The following is a 23,546-nucleotide window of genomic DNA, read 5'->3' on the forward strand; positions in this document are numbered from 1 at the left end:
CCCCGCACCCCCCAGCCTAGTGGCACGCGTCACGAAATCCAGTGGCCCCCTACTGGCAGGTAATGGCGATTCGGTAACGGCGAGCGGGCCAAAGCACCGCTCGTGGCCCCTCCGCTCCCGGCCCGTCCGTACCCGGGGCGCGGGGGGCCTAGACGCGGGCGCCGTCGTCGCCCTCGTTGCGCTCGCGCGGCATGCGGAACACCAGGTACCCGGTCGCCGCCAGGAAGACGGCGGCCAGGCCCAGCAGCACCAGCCCCGGAACGCCGCGCCAGAGCAGCGTGAACAGCAGCAGGAACAGCGGGGCCCCGACGGCCCCGCACCACGCCATGACCTTGGCCGGTTCCCCCGAACCCAGCGCGGGCGGTTCCGGCGGAACGAAGCCCTCGTCGTCGTCCTCAAGAAGCTCGTAGTCGCGGGGCCCGCCCGCGTCGTCGCCGGCACCCGGGCCCTCCCCGGGGCCGTCGCTGTCGCGCGCCGGATCCCCGGACCGTGCGCCGTCCGTGGGAAGTGCCCCGCCCGGGGGAAACGCGCCGGGCTCGGCGGGGCCCGCAGCGGAAGGGGTCTCCTCCAGCCGGCGGACCAGGTCGCGCCAAGCGGCGTCGTCGGCGGCCTGGCCGGGTTGGCGGTCGCCGGCCTCGTTGTCAGCCACGGTGGGCCTCCTCATGCGCTATGGACCCGTTGGATCTGATGAAATCGACCGTTCCCGAGAACAGGGTCGCGGCGTCGTGGTCCAGGGTGGCCACGTGGTAGCTGTTCGGCAGCGGGCGCACCTGCAGCGCACGCTTCTGCCGCGGCGCACTGGCCAGTCCGGCGCGCAGGGCGGCGATGCTCGATTCCGGCACCACGTGGTCCACGGCGGAGCGGTAGGCGAGCACCGGTGCGTCGATGCGCGGCAGCAGCACGCGCGTCTCGGCCATCAGCAGCCCGAGCTGGTGCACGGCCGCCAGGGGGGTCAGGGCATAGGCGCCCTCGTCCTGGCCGGGCAGGGCGATGTCGTTGGCGATGGCCGGAACCGTCGGGCGCACCCGGTGCAGCAGCCCGGCGAACCGCGCCGCCGGATTGGCGAACGTCAGTGCCGGGTTGGCCACCACGACGCCGGCCACGCCGCGGGCGGCGGCCAGCCGCAGCGCCAGCGTGCCGCCCATCGAGAGGCCGCAGACGAACACGCTGCGGTGCGTGGCCTGCAGGGCGTCGAACTCCCGCTCGACCGCCGCGATCCACGCATCGCGCGGGGTCCGGGACAGGTCCTCCCAGCGGGTCCCGTGGCCGGGCAGCAGCGGGACGGAGACGGGGAAGCCGGCGTCGGCCAGGGCCTCGGCCCACGGCAGGACGCTGCGCGGACCGGAGGTGAAGCCGTGGATGACCATCACGGCGTCGGGGGAGGACCCTGCGCGCCGGAAGGCTGCGTCGCGCTCCCGCGGCGGCTGCGGCAAGATGTCCATGGTTCTCCCCGTGCGGGCCCTCAGGATGCGAGACCCGGGGCTGATGTGTGCCTAAAGTAGAGCGTAACCGACCGCGGTGCCCGGCGTCGCCGCGCCGCTACAGGCGGCTCCCGGACGGGTGGAAGGCACACTGGTGTTCTACTGGATCATGAAGCGGATCTTCATTGCACCGCTTGTCAATTTGCTGTTCAGGCCGTGGGTCAAGGGGATGGACAACATCCCCGCGGAGGGCGGGGCGATCCTTGCCAGCAACCACCTCTCCGTGTCCGACTCGATCTTCCTGCCGGTGGCGGTGGACCGCCCGGTGGTTTTCCTCGCCAAGAGCGACTACTTCACGGGCAAGGGCCTCAAGGGCAAGCTGACCGCCGCGTTCTTCCGCCTGAGCAACCAGCTGCCGATGGACCGTTCCGGCGGGACGGCCTCCGCCGACTCGCTGGGGGCCGGCGAGCAGGTGCTGCGCGAAGGCAAGCTGCTGGGCATCTATCCGGAAGGCACCCGCAGCCCCGACGGCCGCCTCTACCGGGGCAAGCTGGGGGTAGCCAAGCTGGCCCTGGCCGCAGGAGTTCCGGTGATCCCGGTGGCCATGATCGGCACGGACAAGGTCCAGCCGATCGGCAAGACCGTTCCGAACATCCGCCGGGTGGGCATGGTGATCGGCGAACCGCTGGACTTCTCCCGCTACGCCGGTATGGCCGAGGACCGGTTTGTCCAGCGTTCGGTGACGGACGAGATCATGTACGCCCTGATGCGCCTGTCCGGCCAGGAGTACGTGGACGTCTACGCCCAGACCGTGAAGAACCAGCTCGCCGCCGCCAAGAAGCAGGCCAAGGCCGAGCATTCTAGGGCCGCGCACGCCAAGGCGGAGCAGGCCAAGGCGGACCACGCCAAAACCGGGCACATCCAGGCCGAGCACACCCAAGCCGGGCAAACCCCGTCCGAGCAGGCCACGGCCGGTCAAGCCAAGGCCGACGGGGCCCAGCCCGAGCGCCCCGGGCCCGATGCCGCCACGGGCGAGGGCCAGGACGCCGGCGCAGCGTCCTAGGCGGCTTCCTAACACGGTGGAGGGTCGTCTGTTAACCTGCCGCGGCCGGGCTTTACGCCGGATGCGGAGGGGCCGGGCCGGGGAGACTACCCTTTAAGGGTGACTGAGCTAACCTCCGCCCCCACTGCCCCGGTCGGCAACGCCGGCCCTGCCCTCGATCCCGGTCTGGACGTGTGGCGCACGCTGCCGATCCAGCAGCAGCCGAGCTGGCACGGCACCCCCGCCCACGACGCCGCCATCAAGGAACTCTCCAAGCTGCCCCCGCTCGTGTTCGCCGGCGAGGTCGACATCCTGCGCGAGCGCCTCGCCGCCGCGGCCCAGGGCAAGGCCTTCCTGCTGCAGGGCGGCGACTGCGCCGAAACGTTCGCCGATGCCACCGCGGACAAGATCAGCGCCCGCGTGAAGACCATCCTGCAGATGGCCGTGGTGCTCACCTACGGCGCCTCCATGCCCGTGATCAAGATGGGCCGCATGGCCGGGCAGTTCGCCAAGCCGCGCTCCTCCGACACCGAGACCCGCGACGGGGTGACCCTGCCGGCCTTCCGCGGGGACATCGTCAACGGCTACGAGTTCACCGAGGAATCCCGCCGCCACGACCCGGCCCGCCTGGTCAAGGCATACAACACCGCGGCGTCCACGCTGAACCTCATCCGCGCGTTCACCCAGGGCGGCTTCGCCGACCTGCGCTCGGTGCACAACTGGAACAAGGGCTTCACCGAGAACCCGGCGCACGCCGCCTACGAGTCGCTGGCCGCGGAAATCGACCGCGCGATCCGCTTCATGAGCGCCTGCGGGGCCGACTTCGACGAACTCAAGCGCACCGAGTTCTTCTCCGCGCACGAGGCGCTGCTGCTGGACTACGAGCGCGCGCTGACCCGCACCGACTCCCGCACCGGGCTGCCGTACGACACCTCCGCCCACTTCCTGTGGATCGGGGAGCGGACCCGCCAGCTGGACGGCGCCCACGTGGACTTCCTCTCCCGCGTGCGCAACCCGATCGGCGTCAAGCTGGGCCCGAACAGCACCCCCGAGGACGCGCTGGCGCTGATCGACAAGCTGGACCCGAACCGCGAGCCGGGCCGCCTGACCTTCATCAGCCGCATGGGCGCGAAGAACATCCGCGAGAAGCTGCCGAACCTGGTGGAGAAGGTCACCGCCTCCGGCGCCCAGGTGCTCTGGGTGACCGACCCGATGCACGGCAACACCGTCACCAGCCACAACGGCTACAAGACGCGCAACTTCGAGGACGTCATGGACGAGGTCCGCGGCTTCTTCGAGGTGCACGACGCGCTGGGCACCTACCCGGGCGGCCTGCACGTGGAGATGACCGGCGACGACGTCGCCGAGTGCCTGGGCGGCGCGGACCCGATCCGCGAGGAGCAGTTCGACGACCTCTACGAGTCCGTCTGCGATCCGCGCCTGAACCACCGCCAGTCCCTGGAGATGGGGTTCCTGGTCTCCGGCGCGCTGGCCAAGCGCGGCGGCCGCGCCTAGCCCCAGCCGGGACAAGCAGCCGGAACAGCACGACGGCGGCCCGTTGCCTTTCGCTTACGAAAGGCAACGGGCCGCCGTCGTTGTATGGGGTCTGCGCTCCTAGACCACCGTCAGGGTGATGGTGGATCCTTCCGGCGCGGTGCCGGAGCGCGGGTCCTGGTCGCGGACGGTCTCGAAGAAGCCGCCGAGGACCTCGTTGATCTCGACCTCGAAGCCCAGGTCCTCCAGGATCTCCTCGGCGTCGTCGACATCCTCGCCGACGACGTTCGGGACCTCGATCATGCGCGGGCCCTTGGACACCACGTACCCGATGGTCGAGCCGCGGTCGACCTTCCCGCCGTCGGGGTCCTGGGAGATGACGGTGCCCTTGGGGATCCGCCGGCTGAACTCCTCGCCGGCGACCTTGCCCTTCAGCCCGGCGGCCGCAAGCGTGCGTTCGGCCTCGGCGGAGTCCATGTCCTCGATGTCCGGGACCTTGACAGGGGCTGGGCCGCGGGAGACGACGATGTTGACCTCGGTGCCGCGGCGGACCTCCTTGTCCGGGGCGGTGGCCTGGGAGACCACCAGGCCCGCGTCCACGGATTCGTTGTAGGCGCGGCTGGATTTGCCCAGCTCCAGGTTCGCGTCGCGCAGCGCCTTTTCGGCGTCGTCGGGGGTGCGGCCCACGATGTTGGGCACCGCGAACAGCTCGGGGCCCTTGGACACCAGGAGCCGGACGTCCTCGTAGCGGCGGATCTGCGTGCCGGCGGAGGGTTCGCTGCCCACCACCAGGCCCTTTTCGACCTTCTCGTCGAAGATTTGCCGCTGGCTGGAGTCCACGCCCAGGGCGGCGAGCTCCTGCACGGCGGCCGCGGCGGTCCGCCCCCCGAGGGAGGGGATGTTCACCGGGGCTCCCGGGCCCATTCCGAAGAACCAGCCGGCGACGGCCAGCAGGGCGGCGACGAACAGGAGCACGGCGGTGAGGATCCAGCCGCGGGCGCGCGAGCGGGAGGGTTCCAGCTTCTCCAGCGGGCGCTGGGCCTCGCGGGCCCACTCCTTGCGGGCGGCCTTCTCGTCGCGGCGGGCCACACGGGCCGCCGCGCGCGGGGACAGCGCAGCGCCCTCGTGCTCGTCGGTGTCCTCCGCGGCGTCGTCGTTCTCCTCGTCGTTGCCGTCCTCGGAGATCCCGGCCGGCAGGACGGGGCGCGGATAGGCGCGGGTGGCGCCGTGCTGCAGGTCGGCGATGACGCTGGTCGCGTCGCTGCCGGTCGGGATGGCCTGGGTGGCGGAGCCGACCTGGCCGAGGTCGGCCGCGGCGGTGCCTGCCGCGCCGAAGTCCAGCTGCTCGTCGGTGAGGGTGGTGCGGATGTGGCGCAGTTCGCCCAGCAGCGCCCCGGCGTCCCGCGGGCGGCCCTCCGGGTCCCTGGCCGTGCACCACTCGACCAGCTCGTCCAGGTCCGAGGCCAGGCCCGGCAGGGCGGCGGAGGGAGCCGGGACGGACTCGTTGACGTGCTGGAAGGCGACCTGGATGGGGGATTCGGCGGAGAAGGGCTGGCGGCCGGTCAGCAGCTCGTAGAGCATGATGCCCACGGCGTAGATGTCGCTGCGGGCGTCCGCCGGCTCGCCGGTGATCAGTTCGGGGGAGATGTAGGCGACCGTGCCCACCAGGTTGCCCGTGGCGGTGTGGCCGGTGGCTGCGCGGGCCAGCCCGAAGTCCGCCACCTTGACCCGACCCTCGTCGGAGAGCAGCACGTTTTCGGGCTTCATGTCACGGTGTACCAGCCCGGCCGCGTGCGCGGCGGCCAGCCCCTCGATGACCGGGTCCATCAGGGCCAGGGCCTGGCGCGGGGCCAGGTGGCCGCGTTCGTCCAGCAGGTCACGCAGGGTCCGGCCCTGGACGTACTCCATGGCGAGGTAGGCCAGGTGGCCGTCCACGCCCTGGTCCAGGACGCTGACCACGTGGGGGTGGGAGAGCCGGGCGGCGGTGATGGCCTCGGCCTCGAAGCGCTTGAGGAAGGCGGGGTCCTCCGCCAGGTGCGGGTACAGGACCTTGAGCGCGACGTCGCGGTGCAGGCGCAGGTCGGTGGCCAGGTAGACGGTGGACATGCCGCCGCGGGCCAGTCGGCGCTTCACCTGGTACCGGCCGTCCACCCTGCTGCCCACGAGTGGGTCGATCGCTTGTTCCGTCACTGTTAGATGGTATCGAGTGAAGCTGGAGGAGCCGAATCTATGGGGCCCGATTCACAGGCAGGGGCCGTGGCGGCGCGGTGGGGGAGCCGGTCCGGGGGCCTCAAGCCCAGCCCCCTGGGCGGTGCCGCAGCGGCGGTGCGGAGGCAACCAAGGGGAACGCTGAAGGGGGCCGGTCCGCGGGTGCGGTCCGGCCCCCTTCGGGGAGCTGTGCTGGTTCCTGGTGGACAGCCGGGGGAATGGCTGCCATCCGGACGCTTTCTGCTGTTAGGAGGCGCGGCGGGCACGGGCGGCGCGGCGCTTCAGTGCGCGACGCTCGTCTTCGCTCATACCGCCCCACACGCCGGCGTCCTGGCCGCTCTCGATGGCCCACTGGAGGCAGGTATCGATAACGGGGCACCGACGGCACACGCTCTTGGCTTCTTCGATCTGGAGCAGTGCCGGCCCCGTGTTGCCCACGGGGAAGAACAGCTCGGGATCCTTGTCCAGACAGGCCGAACGACTACGCCAATCCATGCTTGTTGATGCTCCTTGGGGGTTTGGGGGGTGGGTTCCCGCGGTGAACGGCCGGCGGGGTGGCAGAAGAAAAGGGAGCTACACGTGCTCCCTCCCCAACTGCCAAAATAGGCTTTCATGTTACGTTCACGTAAACAAGGGGGATTGACTGCGAATTCACCGTTAAAGTGTGAGGTTTTCATCACAGGCCAACCTCCTCGCCATCTGGGCGTTTGGCTTTTCCGGCCAGGCTGTTTGTCCACGCCATGGGTCAACGCGGTAGGTTTTGCGGGTGACTCCAGAACTTCCCGCTCGGCCCGCACGCCCGGTTTCCGTTACGGCAATCGCCCTACTACTTGTCCTTGAGGGACTCGGGGTGCTGGTGGCGGCCGTGTGGTACCTACTGTCCATGGGGCAAGAAGGCCCCGTCAATATGGGCGGGCGCATCTTCATGCTTTTCCTGCTGCTGGCCGCGGCCGCCTGGCAGTTCCTCGTGGGGCACTTCCTGTTCCGCGGCAAGGCCTGGACGCGAGCCGCCGCACTCGCTTGGCAGGTCTTCCAGGTCATCTTCGCGGTGTCCTTCTTCAGTGGCGGCATGCCCCTGGTCGGCCTGGGACTGCTGATTCCCGCGGCCGCGATCTTCCTGCTGCTTTTTGATCCCAAGGCCACCGCCTTCTTCGGGGACCGGAACGCCTCAGCTTCACCGGGCACCCGGCCGTAGCCGGCACTCGTCGATGATCGCCACGAGGCGGAGCGGGTGGGGACCTGCGCATCGGCCGGGCCGCGATAGGCGGCCCCGCTCGAACCGACCCAACCCTAGCCTGTGCCGGGCGGCGTTCACAGCGTAAGCGCTGCCCTGTTTTTCTTGTTTTCGGACAGCAGGGAATATCGGTTACTGGACAGTGCGGAGACGGGATATTCCCGGCCACATATGCCGGCTTCTGGACGCAGTCCGGCCGGTACGGCCGATGAATCGGGCACTCGTCCCCGGCAGATTCAGGGGACACCGTTCCCGCGTTCTGAAGGAGAACCGATGCAACCTATAGCCGTTCGGGGGGCCGGACGCCGGATCCCGCTCATTCTCGTCCTCATCGTGGCCTTGGCGGCCGCATTCACCGTGGCGCCGGCTGCGCCGTCGCAAGCAGGTCCGCTAGGTACCGACGACCGGCTCCAAGTGGGGATCCATTCTCATCTGGACGAGCCCACGTGGGCCTTCGTCGGCAACCCGGTCGAGGTCGTCAACTGGTTCACCGGAATCCCGGCGGACGCGCCGGCTATGCCGACCGGGAAGTTCACCCTGACCCTGGACGAACGCGGCGCGAAGCCGTACGTCCGCACCCTGACGGGCGGGGAAGACGAGGTCCGGCCGTACATCACTCCCGTCAAGGTCGGGAAGCGCTCCTACACCGTCGCCTACTCCGGGGACAGGAACTACAAGCCGGTCAGGCAGACTTTCACCTACGACGTCTGGACGGGCCCAGACACCAAGACCGCCCTGACGGTGGACAAGCGCAGCATCACCGTCAGTGAGCCGGTCACCCTCCGGGCGCAGATCGCCACCGCCTCGGGCCGGCCCCAAACCGGCAACGCTGACGGGCCGGTCCAGTTCTATGCGGACGGGGAATGGATCGGCGAAGGAATCAGCAGGCCCGGGTCCGCGGGATGGGAATCCTCCCTGACGGTTGGCTACCTGCCCGTCGGGACGCACAAGATCACCGCCGCTTTCGAACCCTTCATTCACTATCTGCCATCCGAATCCAAGCCCTTCCTCCTTACCGTTAATTCGCCGGCCCAGGCTGAAAAGGCCACTGGCTCCTTCACGGTTGACCGGTCTGAATCTGAACTTTCGCCCACAGTGTCAGCCACCGTTCGGGCCGCAAAGCCCGGGGGACGGGTGCCAGCGGGATACGTGCAGTTTTACGACGGAGATTACAGGGCCGGACTGCCGGTGAAGCTGGTTGCGGGAGTGGCCACAACCTCCATCTACATGCCCGGCCTGATCCGGGCCGAGTACCTCGGCGACACCAGATATGGCCCCGCCACCCTCAAGCAGGCCAACCCCGCTCCCTGACCGGAGACCGCTTCGTCCGGATGGGCACAGCCACCCCTGCAAGACTGCATAGCGGCTTGCGTGTGGCTGGACGTGCCCGTCCGGGCTGTTCGGCATGAACAGCTTCCGGACCGCATGAGGAATTTTTCATTTAGGGGTAGGCGCACTGGACCTGCCGCTGGACCCCGCCCACCATCACGACGCAGCGTCCCGGAATGTCGCGGGGCAGCTGTTCGACGCGCCAGCCCACCAGGTCCGCGTCCGTCGGCGAGCGCGGATTAAGCACCAGGACCGACTCCGCGGCCCGCGCCGCGGCCGCCAGCGGCAGGTCGACGAACAGCCGCGGTCCCGGAGCGGCGGCAAGGACCACCCGTGAGCCCGCCCGATGCCACTGCTCGACCCGTGCCCGCTGATCCGCGGAGAGATCGGCGGCGTCGTCGACCAGCACGACCGAAGGAACGCTGTCCGCCGAGGACCGGCACCCGGCCCCTTCCGACGGGTCGACCCATGTGGCCGACGCTCCGAGGCTGGCCTGAAGGAACCTCAGGGCGGCCGTCTTGCCGCTGCCTGGGCGCCCAAGCACCAGGTCCACCCGGCCCGGGTTCCAGGTCCACGGCCGGTTGTCTGGGCCGATGATCCCCAGCAAGTAGCCCTTGGGCACGTCCCGCGGGGTGGCCCCTGACACTGTCACCCGGGGATCCCGCAACAGGTCGCCGCCTGAGACGAGGCGTGGCAGCGGTCGGCAGGCCGCCAAGGGCAGCCGTGCCGGCGGCGCCGGGCTGGGCTCCGCCGCGCCTGCCGGAAGCGCACCGAGAAGCTGCACGGCCACGCCGTCGTCGGGCAGCCCCGGGCCGGTCCAGACCGCGCGGCCAGGGACACGGCGCACCTTCCGCAGGCGGGGCCACAGCACGGTGGTTTCCGGTCCGAGCCCAAACGGCAGGTAGAGGCGATGCTCCGCGAGGGCGAAGACGCGTGAGGACGCCACGTCCCGGTCCCCGGCCGCTACGACCGTGGGTCCATCGGCCGAACGGGCCAAACCCGCGAGCCGATCCTCGAACCGGGGCATGCCGGCGGGGCCGAGCACCGCTGCCCATGCGGCGAGGCCCGTCAGCACCAGCACCCGGGCGGCGCCCGGGCCATTGTCTCCGGGGGCCTTCTCAAGCAGGTCCAGCATCCCGGAGATCCGCTCGGGCTCGGTCGGCTCGATGTAGCCCGCGACCCTCGGAAGATCTGCAACCCCCGGACAGGACAGTGCGCCGTCCAGCACATAGACGTGGCACTCCGGCTCCACCCTCGCGGCGCCCTCGACGAGTCGGCGAACGAAGGCGGCCCCTCCGCCCGACGGCCCACCGACGATCGCCATCCGGCGCTGCGAGCGCGGGGACCACGCGAAGAGTTGCAGACGCTGTTCGCCCACCTGATCGGCGAGGCCCAAGGGCACGGCGGCCGGGGGCGCGTCAGGCAGGAAGCGTCGGGGAATACCCGCCAGAACGTCTGGCAGCGGCGGGGCAAAAGGCGACGGTGGCCGGTCCGCGGCGGAAAAGTCGCGGGCCAGGGCCGCCACGGCCTCCTTGAGCGGGTCGTTTCCTGCATGGTCGCCTACGGCAGGAACGGTGCCGGTCACCGGGGCCGGAATCCGTCGGGGCTTGCTGCGTGTGTCCAGGTCGGGGCCGACCTCCACCAGGGACCACTCCGGTGCCGCGGTGACGGAGCGAAGGGCGCGGAACCGAACTGGCGGCTCCCCGCCCCGGCGCACGTAGCCCTGCCCGGGACCATCCACGGGGATTTCCGCCGCGGCCGCGGTCCCCAGCAAATCGACCGAATCGAAGGGAGCCAGGACCCGGAGGCAGACAACGGCGTTCAGGTTCGCCCGCAGATCCGCGGTCACGGAGCCCTGCGGGCGTTGGGTGGCCAGCACCAGGTGCACGCCGAGGGAACGTCCCACAGCGGCCAACCGGGCAAGTTCGGTCAGGGCTTCCGGCACCTCTTCGGCCAGCACGCGGAATTCGTCGATCACCGCCACCAGGCGGGGCAGCACGGGTGGGTGGGGTTCAGGAATGCCCCGGTACGCGGCATAGTCCGCCGCTCCCCATTCGGCCAGCAGCCGCTCCCTTCGGACGAGTTCGGCACGAAGGGACTCCAGGGTGCGACGGGCCGTCTCCGCGTCCAGGTCGGTGATGAGTGCTTGGACGTGGGGGAGCGCCCGGAAGGCCGAGAAGGCGGCACCGCCCTTGAAGTCGGCCAGCAAGAAACCCACCTCGGCGGGCGGATAGGCCCTTGCCAGCTCGAGGAGGAGTGTCTTGAGCAGTTCCGATTTCCCGGAGCCGGTGGTGCCGGCCACCAGCAGGTGCGGCCCGTCTGACACCAGATCGAGCCCCAGGTGCGCGCCCGGCGCTTCCTCCCTCCGGCCCAACCTCACCAGCAGCGAGGATGCCGATGAACCTGTCCCGGGAACACCGGCCGCGGCGGCCACCGAGCCTGTGGTCCGTGGCTTCGGGAGGCTCGGGTCCGCTACGTCCGGACGGCTGAGGACGGGTTCCGGTCCGTCGGCCGCCGTGGACCGGCACGCCTCGTCCATCGTCCGGAACGACATGCCGTCCACCGCCACGCGGCGCCGTGCCGCCGCGCGCGGTTCATTGCCCTCCTCCAGCCACCCGCCGTCCGGGGAAATCCGCCCCTGTGCCGGGAGCGCGCCGTCCGGGTCGAGGGAAAGCAGGGCGATGCGCCGCTCGTCGGCCAGGGCCAGGCAAGGGCCCAGCCACTGCGGCGAAGGGACGGTCAGGACCACGACGGCGGGGGCGCCGTCGTGCGGCAGCCTGGCCAGATCGTCCGGGGAACGGACCAGGTCAACGTGCGGATGCCTGCGCAGCGACGCCGGGAAGGCGCTCGCCGGACCGGCGAGCAGAAGCTGCCAGCCGGCGTCGTGGACGGCCACCGCCATGCGGAATACCAAGGCCCGAAGGGCGGCGACCGCTGCGGCGGGGGTTCCGGTCACGGCCACGACGGATCCTGCCCTCAGTACGACGAGTACGGGACAGGCTTCCAAGCGCACCGGTGGCGGAGCGGGGCCGCCCGCGACGGAAACGTTGGCCGCTGCCTCGCCGCGGCCCACGCGTAGGGGCACCGAATCGGCGGCGCGCAACGCCGGGGACGGGACCGCGGTGCGTGCGGCTTCCGACAGGCCCAGCACCAGCGTGCCGAGGGAGGGCGCAAGGGATTCCAGGCGGGCACGGTCCTGTTCCGCTGCCGCACGGAGCCGTTTCCTGAACCGGTGACGTGCCCGCAGGTCTGCCGCCGCCGGGATGCCCCCGGTCGCCAGGCCGACGGCGCCGAAGGCCAGGAACAGCCAGGACCCGGTCGCCGCGACCAGGGCTGCGCCGATCAGCAGCGGCAGCACGGCGCCAAGGAGTGCAAGGACGGGCCGTCCCGCCCCGGTGACGCCGTCCACGGTCAATGGGGGCAGGGGCCATCCGGCGGAGGGAAGGCCTTGTGCCGGTGCGGCGATCCGGAACGTCGTCGAGCCGAGCCTGAAGCGGTCGCCAACGGCTAGGGGCGGAGACGCGCCGAGGGGACGCAGGGGGTCCGTGCCCTGCTCATGGAGGGTCATGGAGCGCCCATCGACCACCAGGTCGGCATGGTGGCGGGAGACGGTTGGATCGGCCACCGTGACGTCGCACTCGTGCCGGCCGATCCGATGCGTTCCGCGCGGCAGCGGCCGTGCCGCTCCGCTGTCGGGGCCTTCCTCCACCAGCAGCCACACGGGGGCAGGCGTGGCGGGAACGGGCCCACTGACCGCGGCGGGGGTGAGCAGCAGGTGCCCGTCGGAGGGGAGAGTTGGGAACTCGGACAGGGGGGTGTCCCCGGCATGCCACCGGATGCCGGGGGTGTCGTTGGCCAAAAACTCGGCGAGCGCCTTCCCGGACAATCCGGGTGGGCCAAACACGTCGAATTGGCGCAGGGCGGGGTCGGCCGAGCGTATGCCGGGCAGGCTCAGGTGGAGGGCCATCATCATCCTTCCGCGAGGCTGGCGTGGATCCGACGGTAACCACGCGGTGAACGTGCTGCGGCGTTGCGGGCCGAGAATGTGGATGGCCCGTCCGTTGTCCACAGGATTTGATTGGTGATTGTGTAAGCGCATGTCATCTGGGTAGTGTCTGGCCTACGGATGCGACGGGCTGGGGGCGGCCGGTTTCCGCACCGTGGGGGGAACGACCTATGGACGGCATTGGCATCGTCGAGGACGAGGTCCGGGAACTGGTTCGCAGGCGTGCGCTCGATCCTGCCCGCCAAGCTGCGGAGGTGCGCCGGATCGTCGAGGCGGCGGTGAGGGACTACGACGAACGCTCGATGCTTGGATCCCTGCCACCGCTCGGGCCGCTGGACGAAGCGGTGCGCCGGGTCTTTGATGCGGTGGCCGGCCTCGGTCCCTTGCAGCCGCTGCTTGATGATCCGACGGTCGAGGAAATCTGGATCAATTCCCCGTCGGAAATCTACTGCTCCAGGGGCGGGACCTCGGAACTGACGTCGATACGGCTGGCGGCGGAGCAGGTCCGCACGCTCGTGGAACGGATGCTCGCCTCGTCGGGCCGGCGACTGGATCTCTCATCACCGTTCGTGGATGCGGCCCTGCCTGACGGGTCACGGCTGCACGTGGTGATCCCCGACATCACCCGCAGCGAGTGGGCGGTCAACATCCGCAAGTTCATCGCAAGGGCATCGCGGCTGGACCATCTGGTGGAGTTGGGCTCGCTGAGCCGCCATGCGGCCAGTTACCTTGAACTGGCGGTCTCTGCAGGACTGAACGTCCTGGTTTCCGGCGCCACCCAGGCCGGCAAGACCACGCTGCTCAATTGCCTCTCTTCGGCAATAGGCAGCCGCGAGCGCGTGGTTACCGTCGAGGAAGTCTTTGAACTGAAGATCCCCTTGCGCGACGTCGTGGCATTGCAGTGCCGCCAGCCGAACCTTGAAGGCGAAGGGGAAATCGGCATGCGCCGACTCGTCAAGGAGGCGCTGCGGATGCGCCCGGACCGGCTGGTCATCGGCGAGGTGCGCGAGGCGGAAAGCCTGGACATGCTCATCGCGCTGAACAGCGGATTGCCCGGTCTTTGCACGATCCATGCGAACAGTGCGCATGACGCGGTCACGAAGATATGCACCCTGCCGCTGCTGGCGGGGGAAAACATTTCCAGTAGTTGCAATGTCAAACCACAGCCAACAGGTAGAGTGGTGGCATGGCAACAGCGAAGGGTATGCAAGCGGCGATCTACTGCCGCATCTCCAGCGATCGGGAAGGCGCCGGCCTCGGAGTGCAGCGCCAAGAAATCGACTGCCGCGAAGTCGCCCGCCGGCTCGGCTGGGACGTCGCCCGCGTATTCACCGACAACGACACATCGGCATACTCTGGCAAGCCCCGCCCGGCCTATCGGCAGATGCTCGACGCCATGCGCGCCGGCTCGGTACAGGCGGTCATCACCTGGCACACGGACCGGCTGCACCGCTCCCCGAAAGAGCTAGAGGAATACATCGACGTAGCCGAGGCCGGCGGCATCATGACGCGGACCGTGAAGGCCGGAGAGCTGGACCTCGGCACCGCATCCGGCCGGGCCGTAGCTAGAACGTTGGGCGCATGGGACCGCTTCGAATCAGAGCACAAGTCAGAGCGCATCACCAGGAAGAAGCGGGAACTGGCCCACGCGGGCAAGCTTACGGGTGGCCCTGTCCCATTCGGGTGGGAGCTCGACGCCCAACGCCGACCCGTCATTGTGGAAGCGGAGGCTGCCGAGATCCGCCGGGCAGTCGCCGCCATCAGCGCGGGGGAAAGTATCGGCTCAGTCGTGCGCGACCTGAACGGCAGGGGCGTAGCAACCAAGCGGGGACAGGCCTGGACCTCCACCAGCGTCCGCAATCTCGTTATGCGGCCCACGAACGCTGGCCTATCCGTCTACCGCGGCGAAGTCGTTGGAGAGTCCATTTACCCCCCGATCGTCACGGAGGACCAGTGGCGCGCCGCCAAGGCTGTAGTCACCAACCCGAACCGTCGGAGCCAAACAGACTCCCGAGTAAAACACGTACTTGCCGGCATGCTTCGCTGCGGGACCTGCGGAGAGCCCATGAAGACATCCTCGCGGGCCAGGAACACCAGCGAAACCAGGCACTACTACAAATGCTCTACACCCGGCAGTGGACACGCCTTCCAGACGGCCGCACCGGTAGAGGATCTAGTTTCCCGCGTTGTTGTCGCCCGACTCTCGGATCCCGAGGTACGCCGCCGACTGGCAGCACCGGGGGACCGCAACAGGATGGCCTCCCTGCAGAATGAGGCTGTGGCCCTGCGCGGAAGGTTGGCAGAATCTGCCGACAGCTACGCCGATGGGCACATTACGGCCGCTCAGCTAGCCGCGATCACAGCGCGAGTCACCACGCAGCTGGACAACGTAAACGGACAGCTCGCCGCCCTCGGCGCCGGTAGCTCCCTGCCAGGGCCGGAAATATCCGACGTGGCTGCATGGTGGGAGGCTGCCAGCATCGAAAAACGCCGCGCCGTCATAGATGCCCTGATGACCGTGACCGTCATGCCGATACGCAAAGCAGCCCCACGCACCTTTGACCCCGAACGAATCAAGATCGAATGGAAGGCCTGAGCATGAGCCGACGCAAGCAACGCCCGCTGACGGTCATGGCGGATGGGACAAGCCGCCGCGGGTCGGCGGCCGCAGACGGATACCTAGACCGCCGCACCATTGTGGAAATTGGCTGCACCGGGCGTGGGTCTCATCGGCGGATCGTGATCGGGAGCTACGACGTGTGGGGCGAGGAGCCAGCAGGTGCGGCCGACTTCGCTGAGGATATGAAATACGTGGAGGAGCGGCGCACACCTGACATGCATTTGGTCATGGATGTTGACGCGCACTTCACCATTCCCTTCCGCTGCGACTTCTGCGGACGAGACATGCCGAAGCGGCAAGAATCGTTGGTTTACATGCTGCGAAAACTGAAGAGTGGTGGCGTCAAGTTTCTTGACTTATCTTCACTGGATGCTATAGGTTACTAGCAATAGCGAAAGCCGGTCCAGTCAGAGGGCCGATTACGGATTCTGACGGTAGACGCCTCCCACCGGAGCGTGAGTTTCTCATGCCCGGAGGTCGAAATGTCGTCCTGGACAAAGACGCGATCGCAAATCGCTCACGCAAAGCGCCGAGATCCTAATGCGGACGTAACTGAACTGCGCCGCAAGATGAAGGCCGAGCGTCTCGAAGCTTACGTAGCTCAAGCTGTCGCGGAAGCCCCGCCGCTCACCCCTGACCAGCTGGACCGCATCGCCGTCCTGCTGCGTCCCGCGGGCGGTGATGCCTCTTGAGAGTCGCGGCTCAGCACTGCCCTTCGAGCGAATGCTCGGCCAAGGGAACCCGCGCCGAAGTCCGAAACGCAGTGGACCTACGCGACCTCACGGCGTATTTCCGTCGTGAGCACGGCATGTCCCGACGCGACGCTGGATTCCTGGCCCGAGAGGTCTACCGCGACGAAACCACGTCCGCCCACTGGCTTCCGTCTGGCTGGCATGAAGCGATCCACCCGCCGGCCGTGACCTACACCCGTGCCGGCGCCGTCATGGGTAAACCGCTGAACCAAGTGCAGCACGCGAAGTGGCTCCGTGCAGGCGGTGATCGACTCTAATGCAGCCGACAAAACGAAACCGCCCCAGCGACCAGGCCGGGACGGCTCCAAAGAATCAGGGCGGCGATTCTGTCTCCACTCTACCGGACCACGCCGGACTCGTGGCAGGTTGCTACGTCGCCATCGTCCAGATCCGCCCTCGTCCGGGGGACGACTTCCGCCGCTACCGGCGCCGGGTCTTGTTTTCGCTCGAATCGGCCCAGCGAGCCGTGGACCGCGCACACATGGAAGGCTTAGATGCCTCTATCGTCCTGTGCCAGCTCGTAACCGTGGACCCGCGCCGGCTGGGCGGTGGCCTGTGAACGATCAGCAAATGGCCGCGTTCATCACCGAGAACCGCACCGCCTCCCGTATCTACATGCTGGGACGCACTGACGGCTATGTGCACGGCCACGCGGACGGCCACCGGGAAGCCGCAGACGCCGCAGAACTGGCCGCCCGGGCCTACTACGCAATGGACGCCGCAGAGGCCCACACGCGGGCATTCAGCCGGGCGGCAGCGGACGCGCTGACCGTGCCGAGATTCCAAGACCGGCCCACACCGGTAGCCACCGTCAAGCCGGTTCCCACCCTCGAAGCCTTCATGAGCGGCCTCCGCCGCGGCGGTTGGCTGCGAGACGTGCAGGAGGTGGCAGCTTGACCGAACTTGCCCGGGCGTTCGCAGAAGCGACCGGACAGGACTACACGCAGCCTTGGGAATGGCAGGACAAGGGCCTTCGCTCCCACCAGCGCATGGCGTCCCGTCTGGCGACCTACGGGCGTGGCCGGATCCTCTACGTCAACGGGGCAGGGTGGCATGCATGGGACGGCACCCGCTGGGCTCCTGACGAACGGGAAGCCCGAGCCCACGCGGTACTGACCGAGTTGCTGACCCTAAGCTGGCAGGAAGCCATGACGGACAAGGACCTGGCATCCGACGTAAACGCCAGCATGACCGCCCACGGTAGCGCTGGCGTCCTGTCCCTGGCCTCCCGGCAACTGTTCACGGCCGAAGTCGATTCCAGTCCCTACCTGCTGAACTGCCAGAACGGGACGCTCGACCTCCACACGCTCCAGCTGCGCCCACACGACCCGGCCGACCACATTACCAAGGCGACCGGCTGCGCGTTCGACCCGAGTGCGTACAGCGAGGACTGGGAAGCGTTCCTGTCCTCCAGCCTCCCGGATGAGGACGTGCGGGGATTCCTCCAGCGGTACGCCGGACTGGCCCTGATTGGGCGCGTGATCGAGCACGTCCTCGTGATCGCCACCGGCAGCGGCCGCAACGGCAAGGGAGTCCTTGCCCGGGCCCTGTCCGGAGCACTCGGGGACTACGCCATCACCGCCTCAAACGACATGCTCATTGCCAGCCGCTACGGGCAGAGATCGGCCGGCGAACTGGCCTCCCGTATGCGTCTGCGCGGCGCCCGCTGGGCTGTCATGTCCGAACTGGAAAAAGGCGACAAGCTCGCCGAATCCACCATGAAGAGCCTCACCGGCGGTGACACCATCGAAGCCAAGTTCATGGGGCAAAACCCGGTGGAGTTCGACCCCTCGCACACGTTCTTCATGCTGACCAACGACCTGCCGAAGGTGGACGCCGACGCCACCGCCGTATGGGCGCGCATGCGCATCGTGCCGTTCGACGTCTCCTTCATCGGCCGCGAGGATCCCAAGCTTGAGGAACGCCTCGAACTGAACCGGGCCGCCATCTTGGCATGGGCGGTGCTGGGGCTAGCCCAATACCAGGACGACGGGCTGGCGGCTCCGCCCGCGGTCTTGGCTCGCACCGAGTCTTACCGGGCAGACAACGACGACGTGCAGCAGTTCCTTGCCGAGCGCTGCGTCATCGCCCCGGCCGCCCGGGTAACCCGCTCCGAACTGCACCACGCCTACATGGAGTGGGCACGGGACAACGACGCCGAGCAACTGACGCCACGCCAGCTTGCCCCAAAGGTCCGGGGGAGGAACGGCGTCACTGAAGGCAAGAGCGCAGGAAAAGAGATCTGGAAGGGATTGGGGCTCCGCAATGACCAAGACGAACTTGACTAGGCAAAACGTAGAAAGGGGGGAGATGGGGGAGAAGTTCCCAGTGATTCTCACGGAAACGGTTTGTAGGGATGGCCGGGAATATCTCCCCCTCCTCCCCCCACCGCTGAAAGGAACCCTCTAATGGCTGGCTACGCCTTCACCGACCGTCAACTAAGGCAATGGCCCCCAGCGGCCGCAGCCGCCGCTCTTTGGGAACGTGCCCGACACATGGAAGAGCGAGCCAACTACTGGAAGCGCCGCGCCGAATCCGCCGAAGCCCGCATGCTTGTCCACCACTGCCAGGAGGACCAACCGTGACCCGCCCCTACCTCAAAGCCCGCACCCGCACCTGGAGGGACAAGGACAGCACCGCCACACCGGGAATCGCGCTCATGCGCGGCCCCAGCGTCCAAGCGCACCTGACGTACCTCGAAGCCCGAACCCTCGCCGACCGGATCCACGACCTGTGCGACGCCGCCGGCAACCCCGAAGAACCACTACCCACCACCAGCCCCGAGGACTAACAACCCATGTTCATCTCCCGGAACGAGTTCTACCTCAAGAACCTGAAAGACGCGCACTCGCTCACCTGCGAGCCGGCCACCCTGGAAGGCAACAACGGCAACGAACCCGCCGTCGCTATCTTTCACGGCCGGCAAATTCGCTACGTGCTCCCCATCCCCGAAGCCCTGCGCATCGCCACCGCAATAGCCGATGCAATCCAGGCAGGCAAGGACCAGTCATGACCGGACTCACCGACGCCCACGGCAACCCCGAATCAACCCCTTAGGAGTATCCATGGCACACGCCATTCCGTTCGACCTGCGCAGTGGCACTGGCGTGCCTGCGTCTTTCATCACCGGCACGATCGAGGTAGAACCGACCGCGATGCACACCTCCGGGACCGCGTTGGTCCTGCCGGAGCCGACCAAGGTCGGCATTACCGCCGGGACCGCGACCCTTGACCTGGAGCCGTCCCCGGAAGGGGAGGACCCGGCCTGGGCGTACAAGGTCACCATCCGGTCCGCGTCCGGGCGGGCCTGGGCCGAGTACGTCTCCGTGCCTGCCGGGACGGGCCCGACCGCGTACACGGCCCTGCCGAGGCTGACGACTTCGCCCGCAGCACCTCCACTGACCACGTGGCATCAGATCGTGGAAGAGCTGCAGTCAGCCACGCAGGCAGCGGTTGACGCCGCCAACCTTGTGGGTGCCCCCGCCGGAATCGTCGTGCGCACCACCGTGGAAGGCGACCTGGACAACCCCGTATCGGGAATCGCCACTCGACTTAATGCCGCAATTGACGGGGCAACGCTCCCCAAGGTCAGCAAGGTCCGTCTGGCGCCAGGCGTCAAGGTTCCGGGCGGCCGGGTCTGCTACTTCGCGGGAGACTCGATCACGGACGGTGCCGGATCCACGAACGTCAGCCGCTCCTACCGCCTCGTGACGCCGCGCATCGCAGGCACCGCCTATATCTCGTCCGTCAACGGCGGCGTCCCGGGCCAACGAACCGACCAGATCAACGCCCGCATCCCCGCCATGATCACGGCCGGAGCGAACATCATCGTCTACATGGGCGGCACCAACGACGCATCCCAGGCGGTCCCACTGGCCACTTTCCAGACGAACATCATCGCCGCGCACAAGCTGGCCCAGGACGCGGAGATCCCGTTCATCCTCAACACCGTGCCGGCCGTGGGCAAGGGCTCCGCGAACGACGCCCGGCACGCCCTCACCACCGCCTACAACTCGTGGATCAAGCTCTGGGCCCCTACCCAAGGCATCCCCGTCGCGGACGTCTACACCGCGACCGCCGATCCCACGGATGGGCGCCTGCGCACCGAGTACGAGCAGACCGTTCCGGACGGCACGCACCCCGGGAACGCGGGCCACCTCGCCATCGCCAACGCCGTCGCCCCAGTCATCCGGTCGATCATCCCCACCCGCGTACCGGTGGTGACCGTGAAGGGCGCGGGCCTCATCTCTGACCCGCTCGGCGCGAACGCCAACTGGTGGGACACCTGGACCCGCGTCAGCGCACAGAATGACACGGGCAGCGGGTGGGCCGACCCGGTCGCCGGCGACGGCCTGACGGTAGGTCGCTGGTTCAAGGGCAACGTCGACAACAGCGCAGGCAGCTCCTACAAGGGCTCCACCTTCCGCACCTACGTCGCCTCAAACACCTCCCAGCCGGGCAAGGGATGGGCGCCCGGGGACGTCCTGGGCATCTACTTCAAGGTGAAGACCTCCAGCACCACGGGCGAAGGCATCAAGGTGGCCATCACCAACCAGACCGAAGTGGTCCAGACCGTGGTGTTCGACGAGCCATCCTCCGCGGCGCCCGGACCTCAGTACGCGACCTTCACAGTACCCGCATCAGGAATGACGGCCGTTGGCCTGTCCTTCTCCGTTACCGCCAAGCCCGGCGAAATCCTCACCGGCTACATCGGCCAGGTGGACGTGTTCAACCTGACCAAGCTAGGACTGGCCTAACCACCGGAAGAGTCCTGCTTCTCCGGCGGGGTGTGAGTGCCTTAGGTTCGACGGTCGGGTAGACACGTCCAAACCGCGGATAACAGGTATTCGGGACCCTCGCCTACCACCAAAGTAGACGAGGGTCTGCGACTACAGCCGTGATGCCAAATGCGACTTACAGCGCGGACAAATCAACACCAAACTCTGAAGCTGGGAAGCCTGCTCCAGCCCCTCAGCGACCCGGAAACCGCATTCACCGCAGTTCAAATTCACTTCACCCTTGCCGACGAATGCCGGTACCAGGTTTTCAATGGCAATGATGGAAGCCGTTCCCTCTTCCGGCTCCGGGACAACACTAAGTGCGATATCTACCATTACTTCCCCAGGTAAAGGAGCGCCCATTTAGCGCTGCTGTGCCGCCATACTACCCGGCACACAATGTGATCACCGTGATTAAGCCGTGTATGCCGGGTAGACCCCCTTATCGCCGGAATAGTGCAGTACTCCCGCAACAACCCCGAAGGCCCGCCAGCCACAACCTGGCGGGCCTTCCCCATACCCCCTATCCGCAGTGATAGCTGACTTACCCAGCACCAACAGAACGGAACACCATGACCTACATCCCGAACGCCCCCCGCTTCTACTCGCCGTCCGCCCCGCTCAAGGCCGCTCTCTCATCCCTTGCCGGATACGATGCCCGCACGCGAGCCATGGAAGCGCTCAAAGCACCGCTCGCCCAGGCGAAGACAGCGCAGCAAGACGCCCAGGACGCCGCGGCCCATCTCGCAGCGACACTGGCAAGCGACCTGCTCACCGCCGAACCTGCCGATGCTCAGGCAACAATCGAAGCTGGCACCACCGAGGCAGCCCGGGCGGCCGAGAACGTCCGCACAGCCGAAGCCACGGTTAAGCTCCTCGAAGCCGCCGAACAGCATCTCGGCACCGAACTGGACACCATCATCCAGGGCGGTTACAACCAGCTGCTCCGACACCTGAACGGCACACTGCAAGACGCATACGCCGAGTCGCGGCAGCTGGGCCTGCATGGAATCGAAAATGCCGAAGACGCGATCACCGCGGGCAAGACAGACGAATGGCGGAGGATGGTCGAACTTCGAACCCTCGTGTTCCGAATCCGCGACGCTCAGGGAACCATCGTCGGCCGGCTCGGAACCCACGACGCCATCCAGAAGCTCAAGACCTTCGCCGCACTCCGCAACTACGCCGAGCTCTGGCCCGCATGGCTCGAAGTAGGACGTGGATCCGTATGGGGACGCGAAAACCTCACCCCGCCGTGGCCCACCGTCAACGGAGACCCCGAGCCGGTTGGACTCCACGCCTGGATCCTCGATCACCCCGAAGCCGAACCGTGGGTACCGACAGATGCCGAACTCGCAGCAACCGTCAAGGACGCCAAAGCCGCAGCACTCGCAACACACGCAGAACAGGACGCCTAAACATGAACGACAACACCATCAGCGGGTGGGACAAGGGTAAGAACGAAGCACACAAGCGCTTCGGCAAGCGAGAGAAGCTCAGCACGCCAGCTGACACCAATGCACCAGAACAGCCAAGCGAGACACACACCGGACCCGCAGCTGGCATAGCCGAGGCCCGACGGCGGTTCGGCAAGCCCCGCAAGTAGGCAACCACGGGGCCGCCAGCATACCGCTGGCGGCCCCGTACACCCCCTGTGGATATCCAACCCAAAAGGGGTGGGGGGAGGCCCCCAAAAGGCCCCGAATCCACACCGCCGGTGAGGTCTCTCGATGGTGCGGAGGGTTCAAAACTTTTCGGACCCCTGTTTTCCAGGGGCCTAGAACGGACTCCAGGGGGATATCCCCATGGAAAGGACCTCGTTTCGTCATCTCATGCCATTGCTTCTTGGGCACTTGACAGACACCTGTAGTCTGTTGCCTCGTGCTGAATTTCTGGATCAAGTGGCGGTCGACGATAGTCGTTGCCCTTGCTGTTGCTGGCGGTGGCGTCCTCCAAGCGTGCTATGAAGTCGACACAACCAAGAACGCATGGTGGATCGTTGGCACGGTCCTGGCGGGTGTTATCGGCACTCTGTCTGTGCCAGTGTTCGCGCATTGGGACAAGAATCGAGAGGTTCGAGCTCTTCGGCGCTATCAACTGCAGATCAATGACAGTCTGGCGCCTGCGATGCAGCAGCTTGTTGCCCTTTCGGCTGCTCGGTCTCCGGAGCGGCGTCGGGACCTTCTCCAGCGCCTCATTCAGACCTGCCTTCAGGCCGCTCGGCATGGGGCCGGCCAACGAAGGGTCCGCGCCTCGTATTATCGTGTCTGGGCTGCGTCGGGATCCAAGAAACAGCGCTTGGAGCCAGACTCTTCGTTGGGACGAAACGTGACTGCGTCTTCTGTGTTCGAGAAGAACACCAAGCGGGGGAACCATGTGTGGAAGCTTCTCGAGGAGAATCAGTCTCTGTTTGTCAAGGACATTGCAGAAATCGATACGAATGTTATTAGGGGCTGGGACCCGCAGAGGAACCGTGATTACGCTACCTTCATCAGCGTTCCAGTTCGCGGCGAAAGCGAGATCTACGGCATGCTCACGGTGGATGCACCCACCCCTGGTGAGCTGACCGAGTACGACGAAATGTACGTCCGGTGTATTGGCCTTCTCATGGCCTCAGGTATAGCGCTGGCCGTATCCCGCTAGATAGGTTGAACTCTAGGGA

Annotated in this window: 20 protein-coding genes and 1 pseudogene; 15 read left to right on the forward strand and 6 right to left on the reverse strand. The window is 67.5% G+C overall.

The genetic code is table 11. From position 1 onward, the window contains the following. Window positions 1–148: 148 nt before the first annotated feature. Together ABD912_RS09910 and ABD912_RS09915 are read right to left on the reverse strand one after the other, a co-directional pair. Entirely contained in the window at window positions 149–649 is a 501-nt protein-coding gene (locus ABD912_RS09910; RefSeq protein WP_345150454.1) for a hypothetical protein, read from the reverse strand. Continuing rightward, complete coding sequence (locus ABD912_RS09915) at window positions 642–1,442, reverse strand: alpha/beta hydrolase (protein ID WP_345150456.1); 801 nt, start codon at window positions 1,440–1,442, stop codon at window positions 642–644. The genes ABD912_RS09910 and ABD912_RS09915 overlap by 8 nt, the downstream gene beginning before the upstream one ends. Window positions 1,443–1,575: 133 nt before the next feature. Between ABD912_RS09915 and ABD912_RS09920 the strand changes: the two genes are divergently transcribed. Further along, complete coding sequence (locus ABD912_RS09920; protein ID WP_345150460.1) at window positions 1,576–2,484, forward strand: lysophospholipid acyltransferase family protein; 909 nt, start codon at window positions 1,576–1,578, stop codon at window positions 2,482–2,484. Window positions 2,485–2,583: 99 nt separating this feature from the next. Beyond that, window positions 2,584–3,978, forward strand: coding sequence for a class II 3-deoxy-7-phosphoheptulonate synthase (locus ABD912_RS09925; protein ID WP_345150461.1), 1,395 nt, complete (start codon window positions 2,584–2,586; stop codon window positions 3,976–3,978). A gap of 99 nt (window positions 3,979–4,077) precedes the next feature. Here ABD912_RS09925 and pknB read toward each other — a convergent pair whose 3' ends face one another. Both pknB and ABD912_RS09935 read right to left on the reverse strand, forming a co-directional pair. Further along, complete coding sequence (gene pknB, locus ABD912_RS09930; RefSeq protein ID WP_345150462.1) at window positions 4,078–6,147, reverse strand: Stk1 family PASTA domain-containing Ser/Thr kinase; 2,070 nt, start codon at window positions 6,145–6,147, stop codon at window positions 4,078–4,080. Window positions 6,148–6,411: 264 nt separating this feature from the next. Further along, complete coding sequence (locus ABD912_RS09935) at window positions 6,412–6,660, reverse strand: WhiB family transcriptional regulator (RefSeq protein ID WP_345150463.1); 249 nt, start codon at window positions 6,658–6,660, stop codon at window positions 6,412–6,414. A gap of 412 nt (window positions 6,661–7,072) precedes the next feature. Between ABD912_RS09935 and ABD912_RS09940 the strand changes: the two genes are divergently transcribed. Then, window positions 7,073–7,360: a hypothetical protein gene (locus ABD912_RS09940; RefSeq protein WP_345150464.1), complete on the forward strand. Its 288-nt coding sequence runs from the start codon at window positions 7,073–7,075 to the stop codon at window positions 7,358–7,360. A 312-nt stretch (window positions 7,361–7,672) separates the two neighbouring features. Continuing rightward, on the forward strand, window positions 7,673–8,710 hold the full coding sequence (locus ABD912_RS09945) for an Ig-like domain-containing protein (RefSeq protein WP_345150465.1): 1,038 nt from the start codon (window positions 7,673–7,675) through the stop codon (window positions 8,708–8,710). 130 nt (window positions 8,711–8,840) lie between these two features. Here ABD912_RS09945 and ABD912_RS09950 read toward each other — a convergent pair whose 3' ends face one another. Next, a complete protein-coding gene (locus tag ABD912_RS09950; protein WP_345150466.1) occupies window positions 8,841–12,695 on the reverse strand; it encodes an FtsK/SpoIIIE domain-containing protein in 3,855 nt (1,284 codons plus the stop codon). A 209-nt stretch (window positions 12,696–12,904) separates the two neighbouring features. Between ABD912_RS09950 and ABD912_RS09955 the strand changes: the two are divergent. The 8 genes and pseudogenes from ABD912_RS09955 to ABD912_RS09990 form a co-directional block, all read left to right on the forward strand. After that, window positions 12,905–13,882: pseudogene (locus tag ABD912_RS09955) on the forward strand (CpaF family protein); the annotation flags it as partial. A gap of 56 nt (window positions 13,883–13,938) precedes the next feature. Next, the gene (locus ABD912_RS09960) at window positions 13,939–15,330 is read left to right on the forward strand and encodes a recombinase family protein (protein ID WP_345150762.1); all 1,392 of its coding nucleotides are present in this window, start codon (window positions 13,939–13,941) and stop codon (window positions 15,328–15,330) included. 2 nt (window positions 15,331–15,332) lie between these two features. Further along, window positions 15,333–15,740, forward strand: coding sequence for a hypothetical protein (locus ABD912_RS09965; protein ID WP_345150467.1), 408 nt, complete (start codon window positions 15,333–15,335; stop codon window positions 15,738–15,740). A gap of 936 nt (window positions 15,741–16,676) precedes the next feature. Next, a complete protein-coding gene (locus tag ABD912_RS09970) occupies window positions 16,677–17,003 on the forward strand; it encodes a hypothetical protein (protein ID WP_345150469.1) in 327 nt (108 codons plus the stop codon). Continuing rightward, window positions 17,000–18,394 carry a DNA primase family protein gene (locus ABD912_RS09975; protein ID WP_345150471.1) on the forward strand — a complete coding sequence of 465 codons (1,395 nt, stop codon included), beginning with the start codon at window positions 17,000–17,002 and terminating at the stop codon, window positions 18,392–18,394. Before ABD912_RS09970 ends, ABD912_RS09975 begins: the two co-directional genes overlap by 4 nt. 293 nt (window positions 18,395–18,687) lie before the next feature. Next, window positions 18,688–18,897, forward strand: coding sequence for a hypothetical protein (locus ABD912_RS09980; protein ID WP_345150473.1), 210 nt, complete (start codon window positions 18,688–18,690; stop codon window positions 18,895–18,897). Window positions 18,898–18,903: 6 nt separating this feature from the next. Next, on the forward strand, window positions 18,904–19,119 hold the full coding sequence (locus tag ABD912_RS09985) for a hypothetical protein (protein WP_345150475.1): 216 nt from the start codon (window positions 18,904–18,906) through the stop codon (window positions 19,117–19,119). A gap of 52 nt (window positions 19,120–19,171) precedes the next feature. Further along, window positions 19,172–20,863, forward strand: a complete 1,692-nt coding sequence (locus tag ABD912_RS09990; RefSeq protein WP_345150477.1) for an SGNH/GDSL hydrolase family protein — start codon at window positions 19,172–19,174, stop codon at window positions 20,861–20,863. Window positions 20,864–20,995: 132 nt separating this feature from the next. Here the strand turns inward: ABD912_RS09990 and ABD912_RS09995 are convergent, their stop codons facing one another. Then, the gene (locus ABD912_RS09995; RefSeq protein ID WP_345150478.1) at window positions 20,996–21,220 is read right to left on the reverse strand and encodes a hypothetical protein; all 225 of its coding nucleotides are present in this window, start codon (window positions 21,218–21,220) and stop codon (window positions 20,996–20,998) included. A 236-nt stretch (window positions 21,221–21,456) separates the two neighbouring features. Here ABD912_RS09995 and ABD912_RS10000 point away from each other — a divergent pair, with 236 nt between their 5' ends. The 3 genes from ABD912_RS10000 (at window position 21,457) to ABD912_RS10010 (ending at window position 23,527) form a co-directional block, all read left to right on the forward strand. Beyond that, window positions 21,457–22,302 carry a hypothetical protein gene (locus ABD912_RS10000; RefSeq protein WP_345150480.1) on the forward strand — a complete coding sequence of 282 codons (846 nt, stop codon included), beginning with the start codon at window positions 21,457–21,459 and terminating at the stop codon, window positions 22,300–22,302. A 2-nt stretch (window positions 22,303–22,304) separates the two neighbouring features. Then, a complete protein-coding gene (locus tag ABD912_RS10005) occupies window positions 22,305–22,490 on the forward strand; it encodes a hypothetical protein (RefSeq protein WP_345150481.1) in 186 nt (61 codons plus the stop codon). 521 nt (window positions 22,491–23,011) lie between these two features. Beyond that, complete coding sequence (locus ABD912_RS10010; RefSeq protein WP_345150763.1) at window positions 23,012–23,527, forward strand: GAF domain-containing protein; 516 nt, start codon at window positions 23,012–23,014, stop codon at window positions 23,525–23,527. Window positions 23,528–23,546: the final 19 nt, after the last annotated feature.

The organism is Arthrobacter ginkgonis, from assembly GCF_039540195.1.
Classification (GTDB): domain Bacteria; phylum Actinomycetota; class Actinomycetes; order Actinomycetales; family Micrococcaceae; genus Zafaria; species Zafaria ginkgonis.